At 59.3% G+C, this 23,623-nt stretch carries 22 protein-coding genes and 1 tRNA gene; 12 read left to right on the forward strand and 11 right to left on the reverse strand.

Translation table 11 applies throughout. From position 1 onward, the window contains the following. Positions 1 to 128 precede the first annotated feature (128 nt). From malZ to GWQ27_RS05375, 8 genes are all read right to left on the reverse strand, one after another. Positions 129 to 1,958, reverse strand: a complete 1,830-nt coding sequence (gene malZ / locus GWQ27_RS05340; protein ID WP_275906860.1) for a maltodextrin glucosidase — start codon at positions 1,956 to 1,958, stop codon at positions 129 to 131. A 6-nt stretch (positions 1,959 to 1,964) separates the two neighbouring features. Then, a complete protein-coding gene (locus GWQ27_RS05345; protein WP_005318309.1) occupies positions 1,965 to 2,813 on the reverse strand; it encodes an HDOD domain-containing protein in 849 nt (282 codons plus the stop codon). A gap of 137 nt (positions 2,814 to 2,950) precedes the next feature. Further along, complete coding sequence (locus GWQ27_RS05350) at positions 2,951 to 3,370, reverse strand: META domain-containing protein (protein ID WP_275906861.1); 420 nt, start codon at positions 3,368 to 3,370, stop codon at positions 2,951 to 2,953. A 334-nt stretch (positions 3,371 to 3,704) separates the two neighbouring features. Further along, positions 3,705 to 5,066, reverse strand: a complete 1,362-nt coding sequence (yegD, locus tag GWQ27_RS05355; protein WP_265434195.1) for a molecular chaperone — start codon at positions 5,064 to 5,066, stop codon at positions 3,705 to 3,707. A gap of 177 nt (positions 5,067 to 5,243) precedes the next feature. Further along, positions 5,244 to 6,233 (reverse strand): 2-hydroxyacid dehydrogenase, encoded by a 990-nt coding sequence (locus GWQ27_RS05360; protein ID WP_275906862.1) that lies wholly within the window; start codon positions 6,231 to 6,233, stop codon positions 5,244 to 5,246. Between the two features lie 77 nt (positions 6,234 to 6,310). Then, positions 6,311 to 6,769, reverse strand: a complete 459-nt coding sequence (locus GWQ27_RS05365; RefSeq protein WP_275906908.1) for a CreA family protein — start codon at positions 6,767 to 6,769, stop codon at positions 6,311 to 6,313. 174 nt (positions 6,770 to 6,943) lie between these two features. After that, positions 6,944 to 7,798, reverse strand: coding sequence for a hypothetical protein (locus GWQ27_RS05370; RefSeq protein ID WP_275906863.1), 855 nt, complete (start codon positions 7,796 to 7,798; stop codon positions 6,944 to 6,946). Between the two features lie 50 nt (positions 7,799 to 7,848). Continuing rightward, the gene (locus GWQ27_RS05375; protein WP_005318322.1) at positions 7,849 to 8,235 is read right to left on the reverse strand and encodes a TraR/DksA C4-type zinc finger protein; all 387 of its coding nucleotides are present in this window, start codon (positions 8,233 to 8,235) and stop codon (positions 7,849 to 7,851) included. Positions 8,236 to 8,702: 467 nt separating this feature from the next. Between GWQ27_RS05375 and GWQ27_RS05380 the strand changes: the two genes are divergently transcribed. The 9 genes from GWQ27_RS05380 to GWQ27_RS05420 all read left to right on the forward strand — a co-directional run bounded on the left by GWQ27_RS05380 (position 8,703) and on the right by GWQ27_RS05420 (position 17,958). Continuing rightward, positions 8,703 to 10,034, forward strand: a complete 1,332-nt coding sequence (locus tag GWQ27_RS05380) for a glutamine synthetase family protein (RefSeq protein ID WP_219598034.1) — start codon at positions 8,703 to 8,705, stop codon at positions 10,032 to 10,034. Between the two features lie 178 nt (positions 10,035 to 10,212). Next, positions 10,213 to 11,574, forward strand: coding sequence for an aspartate aminotransferase family protein (locus tag GWQ27_RS05385; RefSeq protein ID WP_099994574.1), 1,362 nt, complete (start codon positions 10,213 to 10,215; stop codon positions 11,572 to 11,574). Between the two features lie 54 nt (positions 11,575 to 11,628). Beyond that, positions 11,629 to 12,726: a polyamine ABC transporter substrate-binding protein gene (locus GWQ27_RS05390; protein WP_081097817.1), complete on the forward strand. Its 1,098-nt coding sequence runs from the start codon at positions 11,629 to 11,631 to the stop codon at positions 12,724 to 12,726. Positions 12,727 to 12,842: 116 nt separating this feature from the next. Then, a complete protein-coding gene (locus GWQ27_RS05395) occupies positions 12,843 to 13,928 on the forward strand; it encodes a polyamine ABC transporter substrate-binding protein (protein ID WP_059111854.1) in 1,086 nt (361 codons plus the stop codon). A gap of 76 nt (positions 13,929 to 14,004) precedes the next feature. Further along, a complete protein-coding gene (potA, locus tag GWQ27_RS05400) occupies positions 14,005 to 15,159 on the forward strand; it encodes a polyamine ABC transporter ATP-binding protein (protein ID WP_005318332.1) in 1,155 nt (384 codons plus the stop codon). Further along, the gene (locus GWQ27_RS05405; protein WP_005318334.1) at positions 15,156 to 16,061 is read left to right on the forward strand and encodes an ABC transporter permease subunit; all 906 of its coding nucleotides are present in this window, start codon (positions 15,156 to 15,158) and stop codon (positions 16,059 to 16,061) included. Before potA ends, GWQ27_RS05405 begins: the two co-directional genes overlap by 4 nt. 73 nt (positions 16,062 to 16,134) lie before the next feature. Continuing rightward, positions 16,135 to 16,977 (forward strand): ABC transporter permease subunit, encoded by an 843-nt coding sequence (locus tag GWQ27_RS05410; protein WP_005318337.1) that lies wholly within the window; start codon positions 16,135 to 16,137, stop codon positions 16,975 to 16,977. A 45-nt stretch (positions 16,978 to 17,022) separates the two neighbouring features. Continuing rightward, entirely contained in the window at positions 17,023 to 17,727 is a 705-nt protein-coding gene (locus GWQ27_RS05415) for an MOSC domain-containing protein (protein WP_275906864.1), read from the forward strand. 154 nt (positions 17,728 to 17,881) lie between these two features. After that, positions 17,882 to 17,958 (forward strand) — tRNA-Pro (locus GWQ27_RS05420). Positions 17,959 to 18,247: 289 nt separating this feature from the next. On the opposite strand, the gene GWQ27_RS05425 is transcribed toward GWQ27_RS05420, so the two are convergent. After that, positions 18,248 to 18,775 (reverse strand): hypothetical protein, encoded by a 528-nt coding sequence (locus tag GWQ27_RS05425; RefSeq protein ID WP_005318344.1) that lies wholly within the window; start codon positions 18,773 to 18,775, stop codon positions 18,248 to 18,250. Between the two features lie 124 nt (positions 18,776 to 18,899). Continuing rightward, the gene (locus GWQ27_RS05430) at positions 18,900 to 19,364 is read right to left on the reverse strand and encodes a thioesterase family protein (protein WP_275906865.1); all 465 of its coding nucleotides are present in this window, start codon (positions 19,362 to 19,364) and stop codon (positions 18,900 to 18,902) included. 133 nt (positions 19,365 to 19,497) lie between these two features. Between GWQ27_RS05430 and recQ the strand changes: the two genes are divergently transcribed. Next, positions 19,498 to 21,321, forward strand: coding sequence for an ATP-dependent DNA helicase RecQ (recQ, locus tag GWQ27_RS05435; RefSeq protein WP_275906866.1), 1,824 nt, complete (start codon positions 19,498 to 19,500; stop codon positions 21,319 to 21,321). An 87-nt stretch (positions 21,322 to 21,408) separates the two neighbouring features. Here the strand turns inward: recQ and GWQ27_RS05440 are convergent, their stop codons facing one another. After that, positions 21,409 to 21,711 (reverse strand): c-type cytochrome, encoded by a 303-nt coding sequence (locus GWQ27_RS05440; RefSeq protein ID WP_125608323.1) that lies wholly within the window; start codon positions 21,709 to 21,711, stop codon positions 21,409 to 21,411. A 104-nt stretch (positions 21,712 to 21,815) separates the two neighbouring features. Here GWQ27_RS05440 and GWQ27_RS05445 point away from each other — a divergent pair, with 104 nt between their 5' ends. Together GWQ27_RS05445 and GWQ27_RS05450 are read left to right on the forward strand one after the other, a co-directional pair. After that, positions 21,816 to 23,243, forward strand: coding sequence for a protein adenylyltransferase SelO (locus GWQ27_RS05445; protein WP_275906867.1), 1,428 nt, complete (start codon positions 21,816 to 21,818; stop codon positions 23,241 to 23,243). Between the two features lie 10 nt (positions 23,244 to 23,253). Then, a complete protein-coding gene (locus tag GWQ27_RS05450; RefSeq protein WP_275906868.1) occupies positions 23,254 to 23,541 on the forward strand; it encodes a DUF3630 family protein in 288 nt (95 codons plus the stop codon). Positions 23,542 to 23,623: the final 82 nt, after the last annotated feature.

Below are 23,623 nucleotides of genomic sequence, written 5' to 3' on the forward strand. Positions count from 1 at the left end.
CAGTTTTATTCCACTATGAGTGAAGTAACTAGATGATTCATAGAGAAATCCAACCCAGCTCAAACAACTTTATGCGATCTCTGATGCTTTAACAAAAAGCGGAACATTCGGTTCCGCTTTTTTGACGCTTAGCTGGAGAGCAGCACTCTGGCCGAGTTGGCGGGTATGGTCACCTGTACCTGTCCCTGTACCACTTCGTACTTGTCACCGTTGAAGGCATCGGTGAAGCGGCTGGCGGGGCTGGCGGTCTGCCACAACGGCAGGCTGATGGTGCGCGGCTCGGTCGGATGACGGTTGCAGGCGACCACAACTTGATCGCTTTGCAGGGTTCGAGCGAACACATAGCTGTGAGGGCCGGCATAAAGGGTCTGGATATCGCCACGGCGCAGAGCAGGCCGCTGCTTGCGGATCTGGATCAGCCGGCGGTAGTGATCGTGCAGCACGTGGTCCCAGGCCGTGGTCTCCCACGGGAAGCAGCGGCGGCAATCCGGGTCCTTGCCACCGGAGAGGCCGACTTCGTCGCCGTAGTAGATGGATGGCACGCCGATATAGGTGAGCAGCAGGGTGGCGGCCAGCTGCATCCGCTGCTTGTCCTCTCCCAGCAGATGGAGAAAGCGGGCGGTATCGTGGCTGTCCAGCAGGTTGAACTGGGCCAGCTGGTTCTTGAACGGGATATGAGCTCGTGCCAGCTTGAGCCAGCTGTCCAGCTCCTCGGCGCTGATCTTGATGGGGTGATAGGCAATGTCCTGCCCGGCCAGGAAGGCGCGGATCGGGTGGGCGAAACCATAGTAGTTCATGGCGCCATCCTCCTGATCCCCCTGCAGCCACTGGCTTGCCTCGAAGAAGTGCTCGCCGAGCACATAGGCATCCGGGTTTTCCTGCTTCACGGCGCCGCGAATGGCACGCACATGGCCGCGATTGCCTTCAGCGGTACCACGCTCCCCCAGCATGTGGATGACGTCAAAGCGCCAGCCGTCTATCTGGTAGGGTGCCCGCATCCAGTAGCGCAGTATGGCGTCGTCGGCGCGATAGATAGCGTCCTGTACCTGCTCGCTGGAGAAGTCGAGCTTGGGCAGGCTGCGGATCCCCTTCCAGCTGACATAGTCACCTTCGTTGTCAAAGGTGTAGAAGCTGCGCCACGGTGAGTCCGGGTTGCTCTGGGCACCCTGTGGCGGGCAAAACCAGGGGTGCTCGGTCGAGGTGTGGTTGACCACTGCATCCAGAATGATCTTCATGCCGCGCTGGTGCAGGTTGCGGGTCAGCTCGGCGAACTGTGCATTGCTGCCGAGGTGGGCATCGACCTTGAAGTAGTCCTGGGTATCGTACTTGTGGTTGCTCGGTGAATCGAAGATGGGGTTGAGGTAGAGGGCCGTCACCCCGAGAGATTGCAGGTAGTGCAGCTTGGCATCGATGCCCGCCAGGTCGCCGCCGTAAAATTCGCAGGCGCCGTGGCCCTCTTCGTGACGGCTGACCGGCTCACCCCACCCCTTGCTGATCACCGCCTTGCCGCGGTACTCGTATTCATGATGCTTCACGCTCAGGGCCGGATCGCCGTTGCAAAAGCGGTCGGGAAAGATCTGGTAGAACACCTGATCCTGCACCCAGGCTGGCGGCTGGTGCAGGCTGTTGAAACGAAAGTGCTGCTCCCGAGGCGGCATGGCCGAGCTGACGCCAGCGCCGTGCAACCACCACTGCTCCTCATCGGTCAGGCATTTGAAGCAGTAGAGATGGATATCCTGCCCTTTGATCAGTGGCAATGTGACTTGCCACACCTGCAATCTGTCCCGGGTCGAGACTGGCGTCATCGCCAGCAGGTACTCTTCGTTGTCAGGTTCGTGGCGCAGCCACACCTCCCGGATCGGGGCATCCAGCTCGCTGAACAGGGTGAGTTGCAAGCTGTCGGCGCTCTCTTTGAACCAGGGCGCCACCTGGGGATGAAACAGAAATGGATGGGTCATGAGTGCTTATTGAGTCAGAAGGTCGGCGAGGGCATTACCCTGTTCGTGAAGCGTTTCGAGCTGGCCTGCCAGCGATTTGGGATCCAGTCCCAGCTGGTCGGCAAGCGGCTTGGGGAAACGGGCAATGATGGCCTGGGCGGGCACGCCCGCATTCCAGGCGAAGGAGATGAAGACGGCGAGCCGGATCAGCACCGCCTCCTTGCTGACCGGATCGTGGGAGAGGGGATCCAGCTGCTGGGAGATTGCATCGACGAAGGCTTCCGACAGGTTCCAGCGCCGCGCCAGTTCGGCACCGAGCTGGGCATAGTCGTACCCCAGCATCTCCCGTTGGGCCTCTACCCGGCTGCTCCCCTTCTGGATCGCCATATTGATGAGCTCGGCCTCTTCCGGCAGTGTGCTCTGGATAAGCAGCTCACCTATGTTGTGGATCAGGGCACAGGTAAAGGCGGTCTCGGGATCCAGCACCTTGGCCTCCTGGGCCAGGGTCTTGGCGATAGTGGCAACCTGGAAGGTCTCGGTCCAGAACTTGTTCTTGTCGAAGCTGGGGGGGGCCTTGAAGGTGCCTATGATGCCGGAGGCGACTACCACGGAGCGCAACCGGTTGAAACCGAGGCGGATCACCGCCTGCTCGATGGAGGTGACATCATTGCCACGGCGCAGGGCGGCCGAGTTGGCCATCCGCAGCACCTTGACGCTGATCACCTGGTCCATGGCGATCTTGCCCGCTATCTGGTCGATACGGGCATTTTCATCGCTGAAACTCTGCATCAATTCATGCAGCAGCTGCGGAATAGTGGGGAGTTGTTTGATCTTGTCAAACAGACGATCCATCGACATGGCTGAGGCAGCCTCCATTGCGAGCACTGCCTCATATTGTGCCACAGGCGGGACACTTGTTCCTGTTTGTGATGCCGGTTTCGTGAGCACGAGGGTCTGTTGCTGTGTAGTCCCGACCGCAATTGAGTCAGTTTGACGCCGGCAGACAACCGTGCTTATAGCACCCAGTCACGCAAGGTGTATTCCAAACTGTGGTGTTTCCCCTTCAGGAGCAAGGTCTGGGTGGTGCCGCTCAGGGTGGCGCCTTCGAGCAGTGTGGTGATGACTGCCTGCTCTATGGCGTCGAGAGGAGCCTGACAGGCCATCTCGGTACTGCCGAGGCTGGTAACCCAGAATCTGTCGCCCTCGAGGTGGCCCTGGCCGAAGTAGCGGTTGCAACCAGCGATACCGTTGACGGTGAAGTGTTCACCTATCTCGAAATCGGGCGGATTGTCGCGGGAGGCCGCAATGGCCTGGCCATCCAGCTTGTCGAGCACCCAGTGATGATGCTGCAAGTCTTGCTGGACGAACGAAGGGGTACTGCTGCAGGCGCTGAGCAGGAACAGGGCGAGCAGCAGTAGCAGGAATCTGGGCATGGAAGGGCTCCGGTAGTGGGAGCAACAAGCATACCTCCTGCGCCGTCCCCGGGGCAGGGCGAGGGGAGCCGACCCCGACTGCTTCTGTCGCCCTGTGAGTCAACCCTGTGTCGTTAAATGGCAACACCTTGCCGTGATCGGGATGCGTTCGATGCTGAACAGGCGATAAGAGCGCTTATCGTCTCTGTCTCCGTGAGGTGGAACTGCGGGCCTCAGTCAGCGAACAGACGTGCGGCATAACGAGCGAGTCCTGCCGCAATGGAACCGAAGTCATCGCCCCCTTCAAGAGGCGTGGCAGGCAGCTTCTGGCGGATGCTGACTGGCGGTGTCATGGTCAGCCAGCAAACAGGCGCTCGGCATAACGAGCAAGCCCTGCCGCCACCGAGCCGAAGTCATCGCCACCCTCAAGCGGAATGGTGGGCAACTTGTGACGAATAAAGGCGGCGATCAGCGGCGAACGGGCGCTGCCGCCAGTGACGAAGATGCGGTCCGGCTGCACTCCTGCATTGGTAATGGCTTCGTCCATCAGCTCGCCAATCTTCTCCAGCAGCAGGGCAGAGGCGCTGGCCAGCTGTTCACGACTGAGCTCGGCTTCCAGCCCCTTCTCCAGTTCACTCAGGGATTGGCGATTCAGCTCCTGCTCCGAGAGGGCGATCTTGCCCTGCTCGGCACGCCATACCAGCTGGTGGCTCAGTTTGTGAGCGCGCAGGTTGGCCAGCCGTCCCAGTTTGCTGCCCGGCAGGCTGTCGAGCTGCAGATCCTGCAGCTGACGCGCGGTATCCAGGCTGTAGAAACGGCCCTGGGCGCTGACGTCGTTGATGGCGGCGGCATCCCAGAACAGCGGGTGAGGCAGCGGTTTACCGGTCTTGAGGGTCTCGTGCATGCCGAGCAGCGGCATCATGCCTTCCACCGTCAGCCTGATATCGAAGTCGTTGCCGCCGATGCGCTGGCCGCTGTGGCCGAGCAGATCGCCGCTGCGATCCAGCTGGTCGCGATGGCTCGGGCCCATGCGCAGCATGGAGCAGTCTGTGGTGCCGCCGCCGATATCCACCACCAGCACGACGGCGTCTTCATCCAGCCGCGCCTCGAACTCGAAGCCGGCCGCCACGGGTTCATAGAGGAACTCCACCTGCTCGAACCCGGCCAGACGGGCCGCCTCGGTCAGGATGGCGATGGCCTGCCTGTTGCTCTCTTCCCCTGCCAGCCCCTGAAAGTTGACCGGTCGACCTATCACGGCGCGGCGTACCGGAGTGCCAAGCTGCTGCTCCGCCTGGCGGCGTACGTGCAGCATCATGGCGCAGACGATGTCTTCGAACAGGGCGATCTGGGGAGCCTTGAGGCCGTAGGCGCCGAGGAAGGATTTCGGTGACTTGATGTAATAGCCATCGTCCGGCTCCTCCAGATAGCGCTCCAGCGCCGCAGCGCCGAAGCTGAGTTCGTCGATCAGCCCCTCTTCCCGCATCTGGCGGCGTACCGCCTGGGCACGGGTAACCACAGGGCCGCGCAGCTTGAGGTATTCGGCCTGCTGGGCCGGTGCCAGCCCTTCGGCCAGCAGGCCGGCGATGGCGTCTCTGTGGGGCGCGTGCAGCGTGGAGGGGAGATAGCGGGAACCGCCCAGAGTCAGCAGCCTGGGGCTGCCTTGTTCCATCACGGCGACGGCACAGTTGGAAGTACCGTAATCAAATCCGATAAACATGGGCAGCCAGACTCCTGAATAAAAAAGGGCAGATAGCCTACCCGATGACGTCGGGTCTCACAACCCGACGCCCCGGATATTGAGGTCGCAGGGGAAAATACACAGGGGGGAGCATGTCGGTGTGGAAAACAGAGGGAATGGCTCCCTCTGTCGTTCATGGCTACGGGTGCGAGAGGATTACTCCACCTCGTTGTCGCTATGGCCCTGGCTCTCTATGGCCTTGAGGTTGCCGAGGGTGGTATCGGCGATGGCGTGCAGCGCCTCGCGGGTCAGGAAGGCCTGATGGCCGGTAAACAGCACGTTGTGACAGGCGGAGAGGCGGCGGAACACGTCATCGGTGATCACCTCGTTGGACTTGTCGGAGAAGAAGAGGTCTTCCTCTTCCTCATAGACGTCCAGCCCCAGGGCACCGATGCGAGCGGTCTTGAGCGCCTCTATGGCGGCGTTGGAGTCGAGCAGACCGCCCCGGCTGGTGTTGATGATCATCACGCCATCCTTCATCTTGGCGAACGCCTCCTTGTTCAGCAGGTGATAGTTCTCCTTGAACAGCGGGCAGTGCAGGCTGATGACATCGGACTGGCGGAACAGGGTGTCGAGATCCACGTACTCGGCACCCAAGTCGATGGCCGCCTGACTCGGGTAGGGATCGCTGACCAGCAGACGCATGCCAAAGCCCTTGAGGATGCGCAGGGTGGCGATACCGATCTTGCCGGTGCCGATAATGCCGGCGGTGCGACCGTGCATATTGAAGCCGACCAGCCCCTCCAGCGAGAAGTTGGCATCGCGGGTGCGCTGATAGGCCTTATGAATGCGGCGGTTGAGGGTCATCATCAGCCCCACCGCATGTTCGGCAACGGCTTCGGGAGAGTAGGCGGGGACCCGTACCACTTTCAGCCCCAGCTCCTTGGTGGCAGCCAGATCCACATTGTTGTAACCGGCACAGCGCAGGGCGATGACCTTGGTGCCGTTGGCCGCCAGCTCGGTCAGCACTTCCCGGTCGGCGTCGTCATTGACGAACAGGCACACCACGGGGAAGCCGTGGGCCAACCGGGCTGTCTTGGCCTCCAGCCGTACGTCGAAGAACTCCAGCTCATAGCCGTACTGGCTGTTGGCCTGATTGAAGTGTTCCTTGTCGTAGCTCTTGGTACTGAAAACGGCGACTTTCATGGTGTGCTCTCCGCAAATAATAATGTAGTTAAATTACAACAAATGTGGGCCGTCATCACGGGATAAATGGGGCCGATTCAGCCCCATGGCATGATGGGAACCGCACTCACGGCGCTCTTATACGAACCATCTACCAATTTGGTGCTGTAGGTCAGATAAACCAGCGCATTGCGCTTTTCGTCGTAAAAACGCACCACTTTCTGCTCCTTGAACACCAGTGAGGTGCTGACATCGAACACCTCTTCCCCCGCTTTGAGCTTGGCAGGCAGTGAGATGGGGCCCGTCTGATGGCAGGAAAGCGAGGCGTGAGAGGGATCTTCCGCCAGTCCCAGCCCGCCTTTGACGCCACCGGTCTTGGGGCGTGCCAGGTAGCAGGCAATGCCGGCGATTTTGGGGTCATCGAACGCTTCCACCAGGATCTTGTGGTTGGGGCCGAACAGGTTGAAGGCGGTACTCACCTCCCCTATGGGGTCGGCCTTGTCGGCCAGGGCCGGCATTGCCACCAGACAGCCCGCCAGCAGCAGGCCTGTATTCATGTTTCGCATATGGTTTCCTTGGGTTGTCAGCAGCAGGCAGGGCGCGATCTGGGCACTCTGGCTGCCACGGTCCCACTTGCCTCAGAGGGCTGTCTGCCCCCGGTCCCTGATGGCCGGGGGATAATCCCGGCGGTGATGCCAGCGCCGCTCAACGCGCACGCCGTTCGAACACTGTTACCGCGGAGGATACTCCCAATATTGGGCTGGAATACTGTTGAGCAAGGGGGTCATGTCCGGGTTGGGGAGCTGAATGGTGACCCGCTTCTCCAGATTGGCGCTGGCGAGGGCTTCACGGATCTTGGGATTCTCACGGAAGAAGGTCATGAAGCTGCCATCGGCATAGGCCCGTTCCAGCCCTGTCTGGATCGCCTTGGCCAGCTTGGGGTACTCGGGGCTGACGAAAAAGAACTCGGCAAAGGGATAGCGGATCAGCAGGCGCTGATCGATGACCAGATTGGGGTATTGCGCCACCAGTTCGCTGCGCTCGGCAAAGATCTCCACAAGACTGCGCGGGAAGAAATCGAGTTTGTCGCCGTCGTTGATGAGACGAAACAGCGTGCTGTAGCGACCGGAATAAGTCGGGATAGCGGCGTTTTCCAGGATCTTGTTGTCAGCCCAGCCCACACCTTGTGCCGCTTTCAATTGCTTGAGATCGGCCAGCGAATTGATCTGGTTGAACTTCTCCTGAGCGTCGCTGTGGATGAAGGAGAGGCGCAGGCCTTCCAGACCGCGAAACAGCGGGATCGGGACGGCAATGAGGGAGGATTCTAGTGCGCTGGAGGTACCCATCCAGAATACATTGATGGTCTTTCCCTTGCTCAGCTGTTGCTGCAGGCTGTACTGGTTGAGGTTGAGTTCGACCTGCTCGATGCGAAACGGCTGTCCGGCATGTGTCAGCGCCAGTTCCAGCAGTTTGAGTTGATATTCCTTGTCGAGATCGTTGATTGGTCGGCTGGGAACCTTGACCGTGAGGGTCTGTGCTTGTGCCAGCAACGGCAGACACAAGCACAGTCTGAGGAACCATTTCACTCTCTGCTCTCCTGTAGAATCCGGGACTTGCCCGGAGTCTAACAGAAGAATCAGGCAACGCGACGGTACACGTGAGTGTCGTTGAATTCCTTTGTACTCTGGCATTCAACGCAGAAGCGGGACTCGGGACGAGCCTGCAGCCGCTTGAGAGAAATCTCGTCACCGCAAGATTCGCAGTAACCAAAATCCCCTTCGTTGATACGCCTTAACGCACCCTGCAGCTTGCGCAGGTGCAACTTGTCATGCTCGATGCGGTTCAGCTCCAGACGACGGGCTTCCTCGATACTGGCACGGTCAATTTCATCAGCCATCTCGTTGGTATCGGTGGCGATGGCCTGGCTGGCCTGGGAGTTGAGGCGATCTTCGAGTTCGAGGATCTGACGCTCGATCTGCCCCTTGTAAAAGGCCAGTTGGTCTTTAGTCATGAAATCACACATACGGTTTACTACCAGTCAGTTACTAACCCAATTATCCCTGTTTATGGGGGCTGTCTGCCTGCAGACCAAGCCCTGTGTCCTGAATTTGCACCAAATCCAAGCAGGAGAGTGCAAATCAGGGCGGGCCTTGTACCAAAAAAATGCAGGCATGCAAAGCAAATAGGATAAGGATTGTGCGCCCTTGCAAAAAAATGACCCGATTCGGACAGGGTCTGACTGAGAACATGGAGGATCCTGCCCCCTCGTTGGCATCGAGCTTGCAGTGGGTCCTGGGTGAGCCAAGGTGTTTAGTATTTGGTGCCGACATGGTCATTATATGCACCGTTATTTATAATTTTTTAAACACCACCGCTTGACATCGGCCTTAACGGCGGGCTTTTATGGTGTTGTTGATTACAATTTGATAACAAGGGTGTTCCATATACTAGACACCCTTGCCAATGGCAATCGTAAAGTCGGGGTTTAACATGGACAGTATCAAGGGCTGGATGGAGAGCAATCGCATCACGGAAGTGGAGTGCCTGTTTCCGGATTTCACCGGTAATGCCCGAGGCAAGATCATTCCAGCCAACAAATTTTTGCGCGAAGGGGGCATGCGGCTGCCCGAGGTCATCTTCACCCAGACGGTGACCGGCGAGTACCCGGATGACGACAGCATGATAGACCCGCTGGAGCGGGACATGCAGCTCTACCCGGACCCCAACACCATTCGTTTCGTGCCCTGGGCGCTGGAGCCGACCGCTCAGGTGATCCACGACTGTTTCGACATCAATGGCAATCTTATCGACATAGCGCCGCGTTCGGTGCTGCGTCGGGTCCTGTCATTTTATGAGAAGCAGGGGTGGAAGCCGGTGGTGGCCCCCGAGCTCGAATTCTACCTGGTCAAGCGCAACGAAGACCCCGACTATCCACTGGTACCGCCCATTGGCCGCAATGGCCGCCCGGAGACGGCTCGCCAGTCGTTCAGCATCGATGCGGTCAACGAATTCGACCCCATCTTCGAGGACATGTACGACTACTGCGAGGCGCAGGAACTGGAAGTGGACACCCTTATCCACGAATCCGGCGCCGCCCAGATGGAGATCAACTTTCTGCACGGCGATGCCATCGCTCTGGCCGATCAGGTGTTCCTGTTCAAGCGCACCATGCGGGAAGCGGCTCACCGTCACGGCATCTATGCCACCTTTATGGCCAAGCCGATGAGCGACGAGCCGGGCTCCGCCATGCACATCCACCAGAGCCTGGAAGATGTGAACGGTCGCAACCTGTTCGGCACGGACAATGGCGGTAATACCGAGCAGTTCATGCACTTCATCGCCGGTCTGCAGAAATACACACCAGCCGTGACCGCCTTGCTGGCGCCGAACGTCAACTCCTATCGTCGGCTCACCTTTGGCGAGAGCGCGCCGCGCAACGTGCAGTGGGGTGTAGAGAACCGCACCTGTGGCCTGCGGGTGCCCTTCTCCGATGCCAGTGCCCGCCGGGTAGAGAACCGTTTTGCTGGCGCCGATGCCAACCCCTATCTGGCGCTGGCTGCGACCCTGGCCTGCGGCTACCTCGGCATGATGGAAAAGCTGGATCCGTTGCCGGAAATGAAGTCGAGCGCCTATGACCTGCCTTACAGTCTGCCCCGCTCGCTGGAGGAGGCTCTGAGCCATCTTGAGCAGTGCGAGCCCCTCAAGGAGATGCTGGGGGAGCGTTTCATCCGCGCCTTCGTGGCTGTCAAGCGCAAGGAGTACGAGACCTACTTCGGGGTGATCAGCCGCTGGGAGCGCGAGTTCCTGCTGCTGAACGTGTGATCCCGTGGGCGTGCCAGCCCCTACAGTGGGGAGGCCAGACCCGGCCTCTCCTGTCCTTGTATCGAAGACACCAGAAAGCATGCCAGCTGTGAGTGGCAGTGACTGAAAGCGCGCCTGCCACCCGGATTGATTGACGAAAGAGTCCCGCTTAAATCGAAGGAACCGAGGAGCAAATACAATGCAGCACACGACACGTGAGTGGCAGCAGCTGGATGCCAGCCACCACCTGCATCCCTTTACCGATTTTCAGGCGCTGAACCAGAAGGGCAGCCGCATCATCACCAGGGCCGAAGGCATCTATCTGGAAGACTCCGACGGGCGTCGCATTCTGGACGGCATGGCGGGACTCTGGTGCGTCAACATGGGCTACGGTCGTCAGGAGCTGGTGGAGGCAGCCACCAAACAGATGCAGCAATTGCCCTACTACAATCTTTTCTTCCAGACAGCACACCCTCCTGTGATCGAGTTGGCGACCCTGCTGGCCGAGGTGACTCCGCCCCATCTCAATCATGTCTTCTTCACCGGCTCTGGCTCCGAGTGCAACGATACGGTGCTGCGCATGGTCCGCCACTACTGGGCCAGCAAGGGGCAGCCGGACAAGCAGGTGATCATCAGCCGCCACAACGCCTATCACGGCTCCACCGTGGCGGGTGCCAGTCTGGGTGGCATGAAGGGCATGCACGCCCAGGGCGGCCTGCCCATTCCCGGCATAGTGCACATCGATCAGCCCTATCACTTCGGTGAGGGGCAGGGCATGAGTGCCCACGAGTTCGGTCTGGAGCGTGCCCGCCAGCTGGAGCAGAAGATCCTGGAACTGGGGGTGGACAAGGTGGCCGCCTTCATCGGCGAGCCCATCCAGGGCGCCGGCGGCGTCATCATTCCCCCCGACAGCTACTGGCCCGAGATCCAGCGTATCTGCGATCACTACGGTATCCTGCTCATTGCCGACGAGGTGATCTGCGGCTTTGGCCGTACCGGCCACTGGTTCGCCAGCGAGGGATTCGGCATCAAGCCGGACCTCATGTGCCTGGCCAAAGGCATCACCTCCGGCTATCTGCCCATGGGGGCCGTGATGGTGGGGGATCGCGTTGCCAGGGTGCTGGTGGACGAGGGCGGCGAATTCAACCACGGCTTCACCTATTCCGGTCATCCGGTGGCCTGCGCCGTCGCCATTGCCAACATTAAGCTTATGCAAAGCGAAAGCATAGTTAAGCGAATTCATGATACTATCGGCCCCTATTTGCAGCGCCGCTGGCGCGAGCTGGCAGACCATCCGCTGGTGGGCGAAACCCGTGGCAAAGGCCTGGTGGCCGCGCTGGAAATAGTGCAGGACAAGCAGACCAACAGCCGCTTCCCGGCTGGGCTGCAAGCCGGCATGACCTGCCGGGAATTCTGCTTTAACAATGGCTTGGTGATGCGGGCGGTCGGCGATACCATGATCATATCGCCCCCCTTGGTCATCACCGAGGAACAGGTGGATGAATTGGTCAATCTGGCCAGGCTCAGTCTGGATCTGACGGCGGCAAAGCTGAAAGGGTAGGCGGGGGCTGGGCAGGTTGGCTTACGCATATAATTTGCTTAGGAGACAAGGACGATGTCTTTCAAAACGGGAATGATTGCCGCTTCTGTGGCGCTGGTCATGGCAAGTACCGGGGCGATGGCCGACGAGAAGGTGTTGCACGTCTACAACTGGAGCGACTATATCGCGCCGGAGACCCTGGAAAACTTCCAGAAAGAGACGGGCATCAAGGTGGTATACGACGTGTTCGACAGCAACGAGGTGCTGGAAGCCAAGTTGCTGGCGGGCAGTTCAGGTTACGACATAGTCGTGCCGTCCAACCCCTTCCTGGCCAAGCAAATCAAGGCGGGCGTGTTCCAGAAACTGGACAAGTCCAAACTCTCCAATTGGCAAAATATGGATGCCGACCTGTTGAAGGCGCTCGAACCGAGTGACCCGGGCAACCAGTACTCCATTCCTTACCTGTGGGGCACCATCGGCTATGCCTACAACGCCGAGAAGGTAAAAGCCGTGTTGGGCAAGGATGCGCCGGTGGACTCCTGGGATCTGGTGTTCAAACCGGAGAACATGGCCAAGTTGAAGGAGTGCGGTGTCTCCTTCCTCGACTCACCGACCGAAATGCTGCCGGCCGCCCTGCAATATCTGGGCTTCAAACCGGATAGCCAGAAGCCGGACGAGTTGAAGCAGGCAGAGGCACTGTTCCTCTCCATCCGCCCCTATACCGCCTATTTCCACTCCTCCAAGTACATCTCGGATCTGGCCAACGGCAACCTTTGCGTCGCGGTCGGCTATTCCGGTGACTTGCAGCAGTCCAAGGCGCGGGCAGCGGAAGCCAACAACGGCGTGGCGCTGACCTACAGCATTCCGAAAGAGGGGGCGGGCAGCTTTTTTGACATGATCGCCATTCCGGCTGATGCCAAGAACGCAGAGTCCGCGCACACCTTCATCAACTACCTGATGAAGCCTGAGGTGATCGCCAGCATCACCAACTTTGTGCAGTTCCCGAATGGCAACAAAGCAGCGACGCCCCTGGTGGATGAGGCTATCCGTACCGACCCGGGTATCTACCCCAATGCCGAGACGCTGCAGAAGATCTATACCTTCCCGGATCTGCCGGCCAAGGTGCAGCGCCTGATGACCCGCAGCTGGACCAAGATCAAGTCTGGCAAGTAAGTGACGAGTACCCCTCCCGGTCTGCAGTTCGGCCGGGAGGGTGGTGACAACCCGACAGGTTGAACGGCGCGTATGGATGCGCAGCTGGCATACCAAAAACAGATGAGGACTGATACGTGCACACAACCAAGACAGTGACTATGACCCTGGCCCTGGGGTTGGCAAGCCTGGCTCATGCCGCCCCCGTGGTTCATTTCTACAACTGGTCCGATTATATCGGTGAAACCACCCTCAGCGATTTCCAGCAGGCGACCGGGATCAAGACCGTCTATGACGTGTTCGATTCCAACGAGACCCTGGAAGGCAAGTTGCTGACCGGACGTACCGGTTACGATCTGGTGGTGCCTTCCAACAACTTCCTGGCCAAGCAGATCACGGCAGGTGCATTCCAGAAGCTGGATCCCGCCCTGCTGCCCAATCTGGTCAATCTGGATCCCGTCTTGCTCAAGCAGCTCGACAAGGTGGATCCGGGTCACCAATACGCAGTCCCCTATCTGTGGGGAACCAACGGCATCGGTTACAACGTCGACAAGATCAAGGATGTGCTGGGAGTCGACAAGATTGACTCCTGGGCTGTGATCTTCGAACCGGAAAATATGCAGAAGCTGTCCCGCTGTGGTGTCGCCTTCCTCGACTCGGCGGACGAGATGATCCCGGCCGTGCTCAACTACCTCGGACTCGATCCCAACAGCCATAAGCCGGAAGATATCAAGCGTGCCGAGGAACAGTTGCTGAAGGTGCGGCCCTATGTGACCTATTTCCACTCATCCAAGTACATAGCCGATCTCGCCAATGGCGACATCTGTGTGGCGGCGGGTTTCTCCGGCGACATATTGCAGGCAGCGGCCCGTGCCGACGAGGCGGGCAAGGGGATCAATATTGCCTACAGCATCCCGAAAGAGGGGGGCAATCTCTGGTTTGACATGATGGCTATCCCGGCGGATGCCACCAATGTGAAAGAGGCGCATGCCCTCATCAACTATGTGCTCCAGCCCGAAGTGATCGCCAAGGTCAGCAACTATGTGGGCTATGCGAATCCCAATGCCAAGGCGGGAGAGTACATGGACGAGAGCGTGCGAGATGACGAGTCAGTCTATCCACCCCAGGCGGTGCTGGAACGGCTCTATGTGCAGCAAGCGCATCCCCGGGCGGTGCAGCGTCTGATCACCCGGAGTTGGACCAAGATCAAGTCCGGAACCTAACCTTGGCGCCCACCCCGGGGCGCCAGATTGTTTTATGGATCGGCCAAAGGCCGGTATCACGTTTGGGAGTTTGGTAATGGCGATAGCCTCCAGTGCCTACAAGAAAGCCCTCGAGGGCAACCAGCAGCGCAAAGAAGTGCTGGTTAAAATAGATCGGGTAAGCAAGCAGTTCGATGAAACGCTGGCGGTCGACAACGTGTCCCTCAACATCCACAAGGGGGAGATCTTCGCCTTGCTGGGAGGTTCCGGCTCCGGCAAATCGACCCTGCTGCGGATGCTGGCGGGATTCGAGCGCCCCACAGAGGGGCGACTGTTCCTCGATGGCGTCGACATCACCGACATGCCGCCTTATGAACGTCCCATCAACATGATGTTCCAGTCCTATGCCCTGTTCCCCCACATGACGGTGGCGCAGAATATCGCCTTTGGTCTCAAGCAGGATGGCCTGCCCAAGGCGGAGGTGGATGCGCGGGTGGAAGAGATGCTCAAGCTGGTGCAGATGGCCCAGTATGCGCGCCGCAAGCCGCATCAGCTCTCCGGTGGTCAGCGCCAGCGGGTCGCTCTGGCTCGTTCCCTGGCCAAGCGCCCCAAGCTGTTGCTGCTGGACGAACCCATGGGGGCGCTGGACAAGAAGCTGCGTTCACAGATGCAACTGGAGCTGGTGGAGATCATAGAGCGGGTCGGCGTAACCTGCGTCATGGTGACCCATGATCAGGAAGAGGCCATGACCATGGCCGAGCGGATCGCCATCATGCACCTCGGCTGCATCGAGCAGATAGGCAGCCCGATGGATATCTACGAAACCCCTGCCAGCCGGCTGGTGTGCGAGTTCATCGGCAACGTCAACCTGTTTGACGGCCTGCTGGTGGAGGATGAGCAGGACCACGCCACCATCGCCTGCGCCGACCTGGAACAGCCCATCTACGTGGGCCACGGCATCAGCTCCCGCGCCGAGAACAAGAAGGTGACCTACGCGCTGCGGCCGGAAAAACTGCTGATGAGTACCCAGAAACCGACCGAGATCGAGCATCCGGACTTCAACTGGACCAAGGGTGAGGTCTATGACATCGCCTATCTGGGTGGTCACTCGGTTTATCATATCCAGCTGCCCTCGGGCAAAATCGTTCAGGCTTTCATCGCCAATGCCGAACGCCACGGCAAGCGGCCAACCTGGGATGACCAGGTGTTCCTCTATTGGGAAGATGACAGCGGCGTGGTGCTGCAATCATGAAGGCATTGAGACGACTGAAGCGACTGGGTGGGCGCCAGCTGGTGATCGGCATTCCGTTCTTCTGGCTGTTCCTCTTCTTCCTGCTGCCCTTCATCATAGTGGTGAAGATCAGCTTCGCCGAAGCGGACGTGGCGATCCCGCCTTATACCGACGTGGTGAGCTGGGCCGACAATCAGCTCACCATACTGCTCAACCTGGGCAACTACCTGTTGCTGCAGGAGGATGAGCTCTACATAGCTGCCTATATTGGCTCCCTCAAGATAGCCTTCATCAGCACAGTGCTCTGTCTGTTGATCGGCTATCCCATGGCCTACACCATAGCGCGCGCCAACAAGGAGACCCAGACGGTCTTGTTGTTGCTCATCATGATGCCAACCTGGACCGCCATTCTGATCCGGGTCTACGCCTGGATGGGGATCCTCAGCAACAACGGCCTGCTCAACAGTCTGTTGATGGGCATTGGCCTCATCGACGAACCGCTGCAGATCCTCAACACCAACCTGGCTGTCTACATCGGCATCGTATACTCCTACCTGCCGTTCATGGTGCTGCCGCTCTATGCCAATCTGGTCAAACATGACCAGAGTCTGCTGGAGGCAGCCTCCGATCTCGGTGCCCGCAACCTGACCCGCTTCTGGCGGATCACTGTGCCCCTCTCCAAGAACGGCATCATTGCCGGCTGCATGCTGGTGTTTATCCCGGTCGTGGGTGAGTTCGTGATCCCGGAGCTGCTTGGTGGCCCGGAGACCCTGATGATCGGCAAGGTGCTGTGGCAGGAGTTCTTCAACAACCGCGACTGGCCGGTGGCCTCTGCCCTGGCGGTAGTGATGCTGGCGGTGCTGATAGTCCCCATCATCCTGTTTAACCGCAACCAAGCTAAGGAATTGGAGGGCAAGGTATGAAGAAGGAACTGCTGATAGTCCCTCTGTCCTCCCTGTTCAATTGCAACCAGGCTAAAGAGCTGGAGGGCAAGGTATGAAACGTTTCGGTTTTGCCAAGATGATGCTGTGGCTGGGGTTGCTGTTTATCTACCTGCCCATGGTCATCATGGTGATCTACTCCTTCAACTCCTCCAAGCTGGTGACGGTATGGGGAGGCTGGTCCCTCAAGTGGTACTTCGGCCTGCTCGATAACAAGCAGCTGATTGGATCCGTGCTGCGCTCGCTGGAGATAGCGCTCTACACTGCGGTTGCTGCCGTGGCGCTGGGGACTGTGGCTGCCTTCGTGCTGACCCGGATCCCGCACTTCCGTGGCCGGACCCTGTTCGGTGGCATGGTGACGGCACCCCTGGTGATGCCCGAAGTGATCACGGGTCTGTCGCTGTTGCTGCTGTTCGTCGCCATGGCGCAACTGGTGGGCTGGCCTGCCGAGCGTGGCATGCTGACCATCTGGATTGCCCATACCACCTTCTGTACCGCCTATGTGGCGATCGTGGTGTCGGCGCGACTGCGGGAGCTGGATCTCTCCATCGAGGAGGCGGCCATGGATCTGGGGGCCAAGCCCTGGAAGGTGTTCTTCCTGATCACCATCCCCATGATCGCCCCTTCGCTGGCGGCGGGCGGCATGATGTCGTTTGCCCTGTCGCTGGATGATCTGGTGCTGGCGAGCTTTGTCTCGGGGCCGGGCGCGACCACCTTGCCGATGGAAGTTTTCTCGGCAGTGCGGCTCGGGGTGAAACCCGAGATCAACGCTGTGGCCAGCCTGATCCTGCTGTCAGTGTCGCTGTTCACCTTCAGCAGCTGGTATCTGATGGCCAGGGCGGAAAAACGTCGCCGCGCCGAGATCGCCATGACCACCCAGATGCAGGCAGTCGCCTGACCTCGTGCTAATATCCGCATTCTCTCGTCAATCCGGAGGATGAGAATGCGGATCTCCATCTTTAGTGGCCAGGGTACCGAACTGGTACCGGGCCTGGTCAGTGCCATCAACAAGCAAGCCACGACCATACCGCTCTGGTGCGGTTTTGGCGGTCTGGGTGGCGATGAGCAAAGTGACCCACGTCATCATGGCGGCCCGGATAGGGCGCTGCACTACTACCCTGCCGATCACTACCCCTGGTGGCACAACTGGCAAACCGCCATGGGCCTTGCTGCGCCCCGCATACCCTGGCAACCCGCCGCTTTTGGCGAGAATCTGTCCGGCCTTGGGTTGACCGAGGAGCAGGCCTGTATTGGTGATGTCTATCGGCTCGGTGAGGCGCTGATCCAGATAAGCCAGCCTAGGTCCCCTTGTTTCAAACTGAACCTGCGCTTTGGTTACCCCCAGCTCTCTCAGGTGATGCAACTCAATGGTCGCTGTGGCTGGTTGTTGCGGGTACTGGAGGAGGGGACGGTCGTACCGCAAGAGACTATGGAGCTGGTCGACAGACCCTATCCCGCTCTGACCGTAAAGCGCACCGCTGACATATTGTTCAACCAGGTGCGCAACGAAGCGGATCTGCTGTTGCTGCTGGAAAACCCGGCGCTATCCCCCAATTGGCGCCAGCATGCGGCCAACTGGCTGGAACATGGAGTGGTGGCTGATTGGCAGCGCCGTTTGCTGGGCCCGGCCGAATTTCAGTTTTCCTGAGGTAGGTTGGAAAAATGTCACAGCGGTGCACCCTTTCTGTGAACCCTGGGCCAAAGCGTTGAATAGTTGAACCAATAGCCACTTTTTTCCTGTCAAATGTAAAAAAGGCTTGTGTCATGTCAGGGCTTTAGGTAAATTCTCGCCCCGCAGACATCGGTGTGTAGCGCAGCTTGGTAGCGCACTTCGTTCGGGACGAAGGGGTCGGAGGTTCGAATCCTCTCACACCGACCATATTAGAAAAGGCCGCTCAATGAGCGGCCTTTTCGCATCTGGATTTTGCTGATCCTCGGTACGAAAAATATTGCTGGTTGCTGGTTGTGACCGAGGCATATCGATACCAAGACAGTTTTTCTTTCCTTTTTCCTCTTGTCTCTTCTTGCCGTCGTGTTGCGCAGCCATTAAAAGGGCCACCGCTCGGTGGCCCATGGGTGGAGTCTGATCCTGACTCCGGCACTCTAGATTGTGGCAATCTCGCTATGGGTCTTGTCTATGGTGCCCTCCTTGCGCGCCAGGCGCTTACTCAGATATGCCAGTGCTGATGCCGCAATGCCTTGAAGCTGTGTTGAGGTTGCAAGGCCGCGTGCTTGGGGTACTCACTAATGAAATGTTCGATTCCCTCCATCAGTTGTGAACGTAATGAAGACACGGGCTCATGCCAGGCTTGCAGGCATAAATGGCCGGGGATCAACTGCTCCTGATAGTCTTCCAGCAGCTGTTCTGGCCAGGGTTCAATACCGGAATTGCGTTGCAGTAGATAATGGGCGGCGGGTTCACGGGCATAAATGAACTGAATCTGGGCCAGATCGCGTTGGCTTAGCGTTTGACTGTTTATGTGACAGGTCAAATATTTTCCCGTCTTCAGATCCAAGAAGTGACCGCGTTGCCGACAGGCTACGATGCGATACCAGGGCAGGTGCGAACAGAGAGAGTATCCCTCAAGCTCCTGTTCCAGCCAGTGGCGACACTCGGGTGTCTGCACCTCGTCGAGCATGGACTCGAGCTGTGTCAACAAGGCTCTGGATGGTTTGGTAGCCAGTTTCGCACTCATCGCCTGCAATCCTCCCTCTGCACATAATCCCGAATTTCAGTATGGACCCGTGGGTGGCAGAGGGGGTAACGATTCTAATGATTAAAATCAGATTAGCAGCGTGGTTTTTATGCAATAGGTGGGGTCAGCCCACCAGATAGGTACCGGTACCGAAGGCGATGTGGGTGCCCTCTTCGTTGTGCAGTTCCATCCGGGCGACGGCGACCTTGCTGCCGGCACGGATGATGTGGGCGGTGGCGATGAACTCGTTGCCGCGGCCCGGGCGCAGGTAGTCCACCCGCAGGTCTATGGTACCGAGGCGGGAGAATCGCTCCTTGAGGTAGCTGGGAGAGAACTCTTCCAGCTCGTCGATGCATGAGGCGGCGACTATCATGCCGCCGGCCACATCCAGCAGGCTGGCGGTGACGCCGCCGTGCAAGATGTTGTGGAAGGGGTTGCCGATCAGCTTGTCATCCATCTTGATGCGCAGCTCCACCTTGTCGAAGTCGTAGTGGGTCACCTGCATGCCAATCAGCTTGTTGAACGGCATCCGCTCTGCGAACAGGTTGGCAATGCCACTGAGCGCCATCTTCTTCAGCATGTGTTTCATTCTCTGATACCGATCCCTGTCATCAAAGCCGAGTAAAAACTCCAGCCAGTCTGCAACACTTCCTTAACAGTCGCAATGGCAGGTTTATTGTGAGCGGCGGCTGCTTTAGAATGGCGACCCCAAAGGAGAGCCCATGACCGTCATTGCCGAAACCCTGCCCGATACTCCACTTGCCTTGTTGCAGGCGGTATTCGGCTACCAGCAATTTCGGCCGGGCCAGCTGGAGATCATCGAGCAGATAGTGGCGGGACGCGATGCCATGGTGCTCAAGCCCACAGGTGGCGGCAAGTCACTCTGCTTCCAGATCCCGGCGCTGCTGCGCCCTGGGCTGGGCGTAGTGGTCTCCCCGCTTATCTCGCTGATGAAGGATCAGGTCGACAGCCTGCGCGCCAACGGTGTGGCGGCCATCTACATCAACTCGGCCCTGAGCCGGGAGGAGATGATCCAGAACTTTGCCGCCATGCGCCGCGGCGAGATCAAACTGCTCTACGTCTCCCCTGAGCGCTTGTTGCAGCATGAGTTCATGGATCGGCTGGCGGAGCTGCCGCTCGGCCTGTTCGCCATCGACGAGGCCCACTGCGTCTCCCAGTGGGGCCACGATTTTCGGCCGGAATACGCGGCGCTCGGCCGGCTCAAGCAGTGGTTCCCCCAGGTGCCCGTGGTGGCGCTCACCGCCACCGCCGACGAGGCGACCCGCAGCGACATGCTGCACCGGTTGGAGCTCAACGATCCCTTCATCCATACCGCCAGCTTTGACAGGCCCAACATCCGCTACAGCTTGGTGGAGAAGTTCAAGGCGGCGGAGCAGCTGCTGCGCTATGTGCAGAGCCAGAAGGGCAACTGCGGCATCGTCTACTGCTCAAGTCGCAATCGGGTGGAGGAGGTGGCCGAGCGCCTCTCCCGCCACGGCAGCAAGGCCGCGCCCTACCACGCCGGTCTGCCCCTGGCCCAGCGCCAGCAGACCCAGGATGCCTTCCTCAAGGATGACATCGAGATAGTGGTGGCGACGGTGGCGTTCGGCATGGGAATCGACAAGCCCAACGTGCGCTTCGTGGTGCACTACGACATCCCCAAGAACATCGAATCCTACTATCAGGAGACGGGCCGGGCCGGCCGTGACGGTACCCCGGCCGAGGCGCTGCTGCTGTACGACCCCGCCGACATAGGCCGGGTGCGGCGCCTGCTCGACAACATAGAAAACCCGCAGCAGTTGCAGGTTGAGCAGTACAAGCTCAACGTGATGGCGGCCTTTGCCGAGGCGCAGACCTGCCGCCGTCAGGTGCTGCTCAACTACTTCGGTGAATACAACGACAAGCCGTGCGGCAACTGCGACATCTGTCTGGATCCGCCTAAGAGCTATGACGGCACCGAGGATGCCCAGAAGGCGCTCTCCTGCGTCTGGCGGGTGGGTCAGAACTTCGGGGTCGGTTACGTGGTGGAGGTGCTGCGCGGCTCTCTCAACCAGCGCATCAAGGACCATGGCCACGACAAGCTGTCGACCTACGGCATCGGCAAGGATCAGAGCCACGAGTACTGGATGAGCGTGATCCGCCAGCTGATCCACAAGGGGCTGCTGACCCAGAACATCACCCGCAATCTGGTGCTACAGCTGACCGAGGCGTCCCGCCCCGTGCTACGTGGCGAGATGAAGCTGGAACTGGCGGTGCCACGGTTGCAACCCATCTCCAGTCGCAAGGAGAAGCGCAACGGCCTGCTGGACAACGCCAACTACGACAAACGGCTGTTCAAGGAGCTGCGCGGTCTGCGCAAGCAGATCGCCGAAGACGAAGAGGTGCCGCCCTACGTGGTGTTCAATGACGCGACTCTGGTGGAGATGGCTCAGCTGATGCCGATGACCGAGGCTGATATGCTCGCCATCAATGGCGTCGGGCATCGCAAGCTGGAGCGCTTCGGCGAAGCCTTTATGGACCTTATCATCGACTACTGTCGGCGGTAGGCAATGACCCCAGCCTCCCGCTCAAGAATGGGAGGGGCACTTTTACACCCTTCTTTGCAAGGGCTGGGGTCGCCTGGATAAGGGGGGTTATTTCAAGCTGGCATAGAAGGCAGCCAGATTTTCCATGTCTGCTTCGGTCAAGGGGGCCATAAAAGGCACCATCAAGGGCTCCTGGCGACTGCCATCCTTGAAGGCTTTCAACTGTTTCACCAGATAGGCGGCATTCTGGCCGGCCAGATGGGGATAGTTGGGGATCAGTGCCTTGCCTTCTACCCCGTGACAGGCAGCACAGACCGCCGCCTTGGCCTTGCCCGCTTCGATATCGGCGGCCTTGGCCAGATGTCCCCAAGCCAGTGCCAGCAGCGGCAGGGCATACACCCATCTTTGCATCTTCTTCTCCTTGAAATGAAATAGCGCAATCGCCTGTTAGCCGAACTCGGCCGACGGCGGTATAAAGAGTGACACGAGCATACGCAGGGACGAATCGCACCACCATGAAGCTGATCAACACTTTTGCCACTGAATTGCCCTGGGCTTGTGAGCCTGTCGTCCCCCAGCCACTGCGTGAACCCAGGTTGCTGCATCTCAATCGTGGCCTGCTGGCCGAGCTGGGACTGGAGGGTGTCAGTGACACTGACTGGCTTGCCTGTTGTGGTTTGGGGCAGCCGCTGCCTGGCATGCAGCCTGTGGCGCAGGTCTATGCGGGCCATCAGTTCGGTGGTTACAGCCCGCGCCTCGGTGATGGCCGCGCCCTGTTGCTGGGGGAGCGACTGGCCACCGATGGCCAGCGCTGGGATCTGCATCTGAAAGGGGCGGGCAAGACGCCCTTCTCCCGCTTCGGTGACGGCCGCGCCGTGCTGCGATCCAGCATCCGCGAGTATCTTGCCTCAGAGGCGCTCCATGCTCTCGGTATCCCCAGCACCCGCGCACTGGTGCTGGTGGGCAGCAAGGAGCCCGTCTACCGGGAGCAGGAAGAGACGGGCGCAACCGTGTTGCGTACCGCGCCCAGCCATCTGCGCTTCGGTCACATCGAATACTTTGCCTGGAGTGGTCAGGGGGAGAAGATCCCGGCTCTCATCGACTATCTGCTGCGTTACCACTTCCCTGAACTGAACAACGGCGCCGAGCTGTTTGCCGAAGTCGTGCGCCGCACGGCACGGCTTATCGCCAAGTGGCAGGCGGCTGGTTTTTGTCACGGGGTGATGAACACCGACAACATGTCGCTGCTCGGGCTGACCCTGGATTACGGTCCATACGGTTTCATCGATGCCTATGTGCCGGATTTTGTCTGCAACCACTCGGATCCGGATGGTCGCTATGCACTGGATCAGCAACCGGCGGTGGGTTACTGGAATCTGCAAAAGCTGGCGCAGGCGCTGGCCGGGCATGTCGACGGCGACGCCCTGGCCACCTCGCTGGCCCAGTACGAACATCAGCTGATGCTGCACTACTCCGAGCTGATGCGGGCCAAGCTTGGGCTGACGCAGTGGGAGGAGGAAGATCCCGCCCTGTTCCGCCAGCTGTTCCAGCTGCTGGCGAGCCAAGGGGTGGATTATCACCTCTTCCTGCGCCGCCTGGGTGAGGTGACAGGGAAGGGGGAGTGGCCTGTCTCTCTGCTGGCCTTGCTGCCGGATCCTGCCATCTGGCAGGGATGGCTTGAACTTTATCGGGTGCGGCTAACCCGGGAGGGGAGCGAGGATGCTGTCCGCAAGGCACAGATGGATGCCATCAATCCCAAGTACGTGCTGCGCAATGCCCTGGCCCAGCAGGCGATAGATGCCGCCGAGAGTGGGGATATGACCCCGTTCGAGCGGCTGCTTGCTGCCTTGCAGCAGCCCTATGATGAACAACCCGAGTATGCAGATCTGGCTACGCCCGTCCCCCAGTGGTATTGCGGTGGTGAGCTTTCTTGCAGTAGCTGAGGAATAAACCATGAATTGGCGCGTGAATCGCATCGAACTGGAACAAGGCGTTGTCATGCTAGATTGCCCGGGACTCTGCTGGGATACCTTTCCGGCGCTGGCCAAGGGCTTGCTGCAGGAGTGGGAGTTAGGGTTTGTCGACAAGGAGTGGGGCGCCGATCGTCACAGCTGGCGGCTGGAATTTGAAGGGAGTCAGCTCAGGCTGGAATATGAGCACTACAGCGGTTGCTGGCTGGCGGTAGTGCAGCCGGCAGATCGCGAGGTGGTGATCTGGCTTGGCCGACAGCATAAAGATTGAACTATCGGTTTGGGGCCTATGGTCTTGACCCTTAGGCGACAATGGCCGCTGGCCGAATCAGCAGCATAGAGATTGAACTATC

This window comes from Aeromonas sp. 5HA1 (assembly GCF_029237245.1).
GTDB lineage: Bacteria > Pseudomonadota > Gammaproteobacteria > Enterobacterales > Aeromonadaceae > Aeromonas > Aeromonas salmonicida.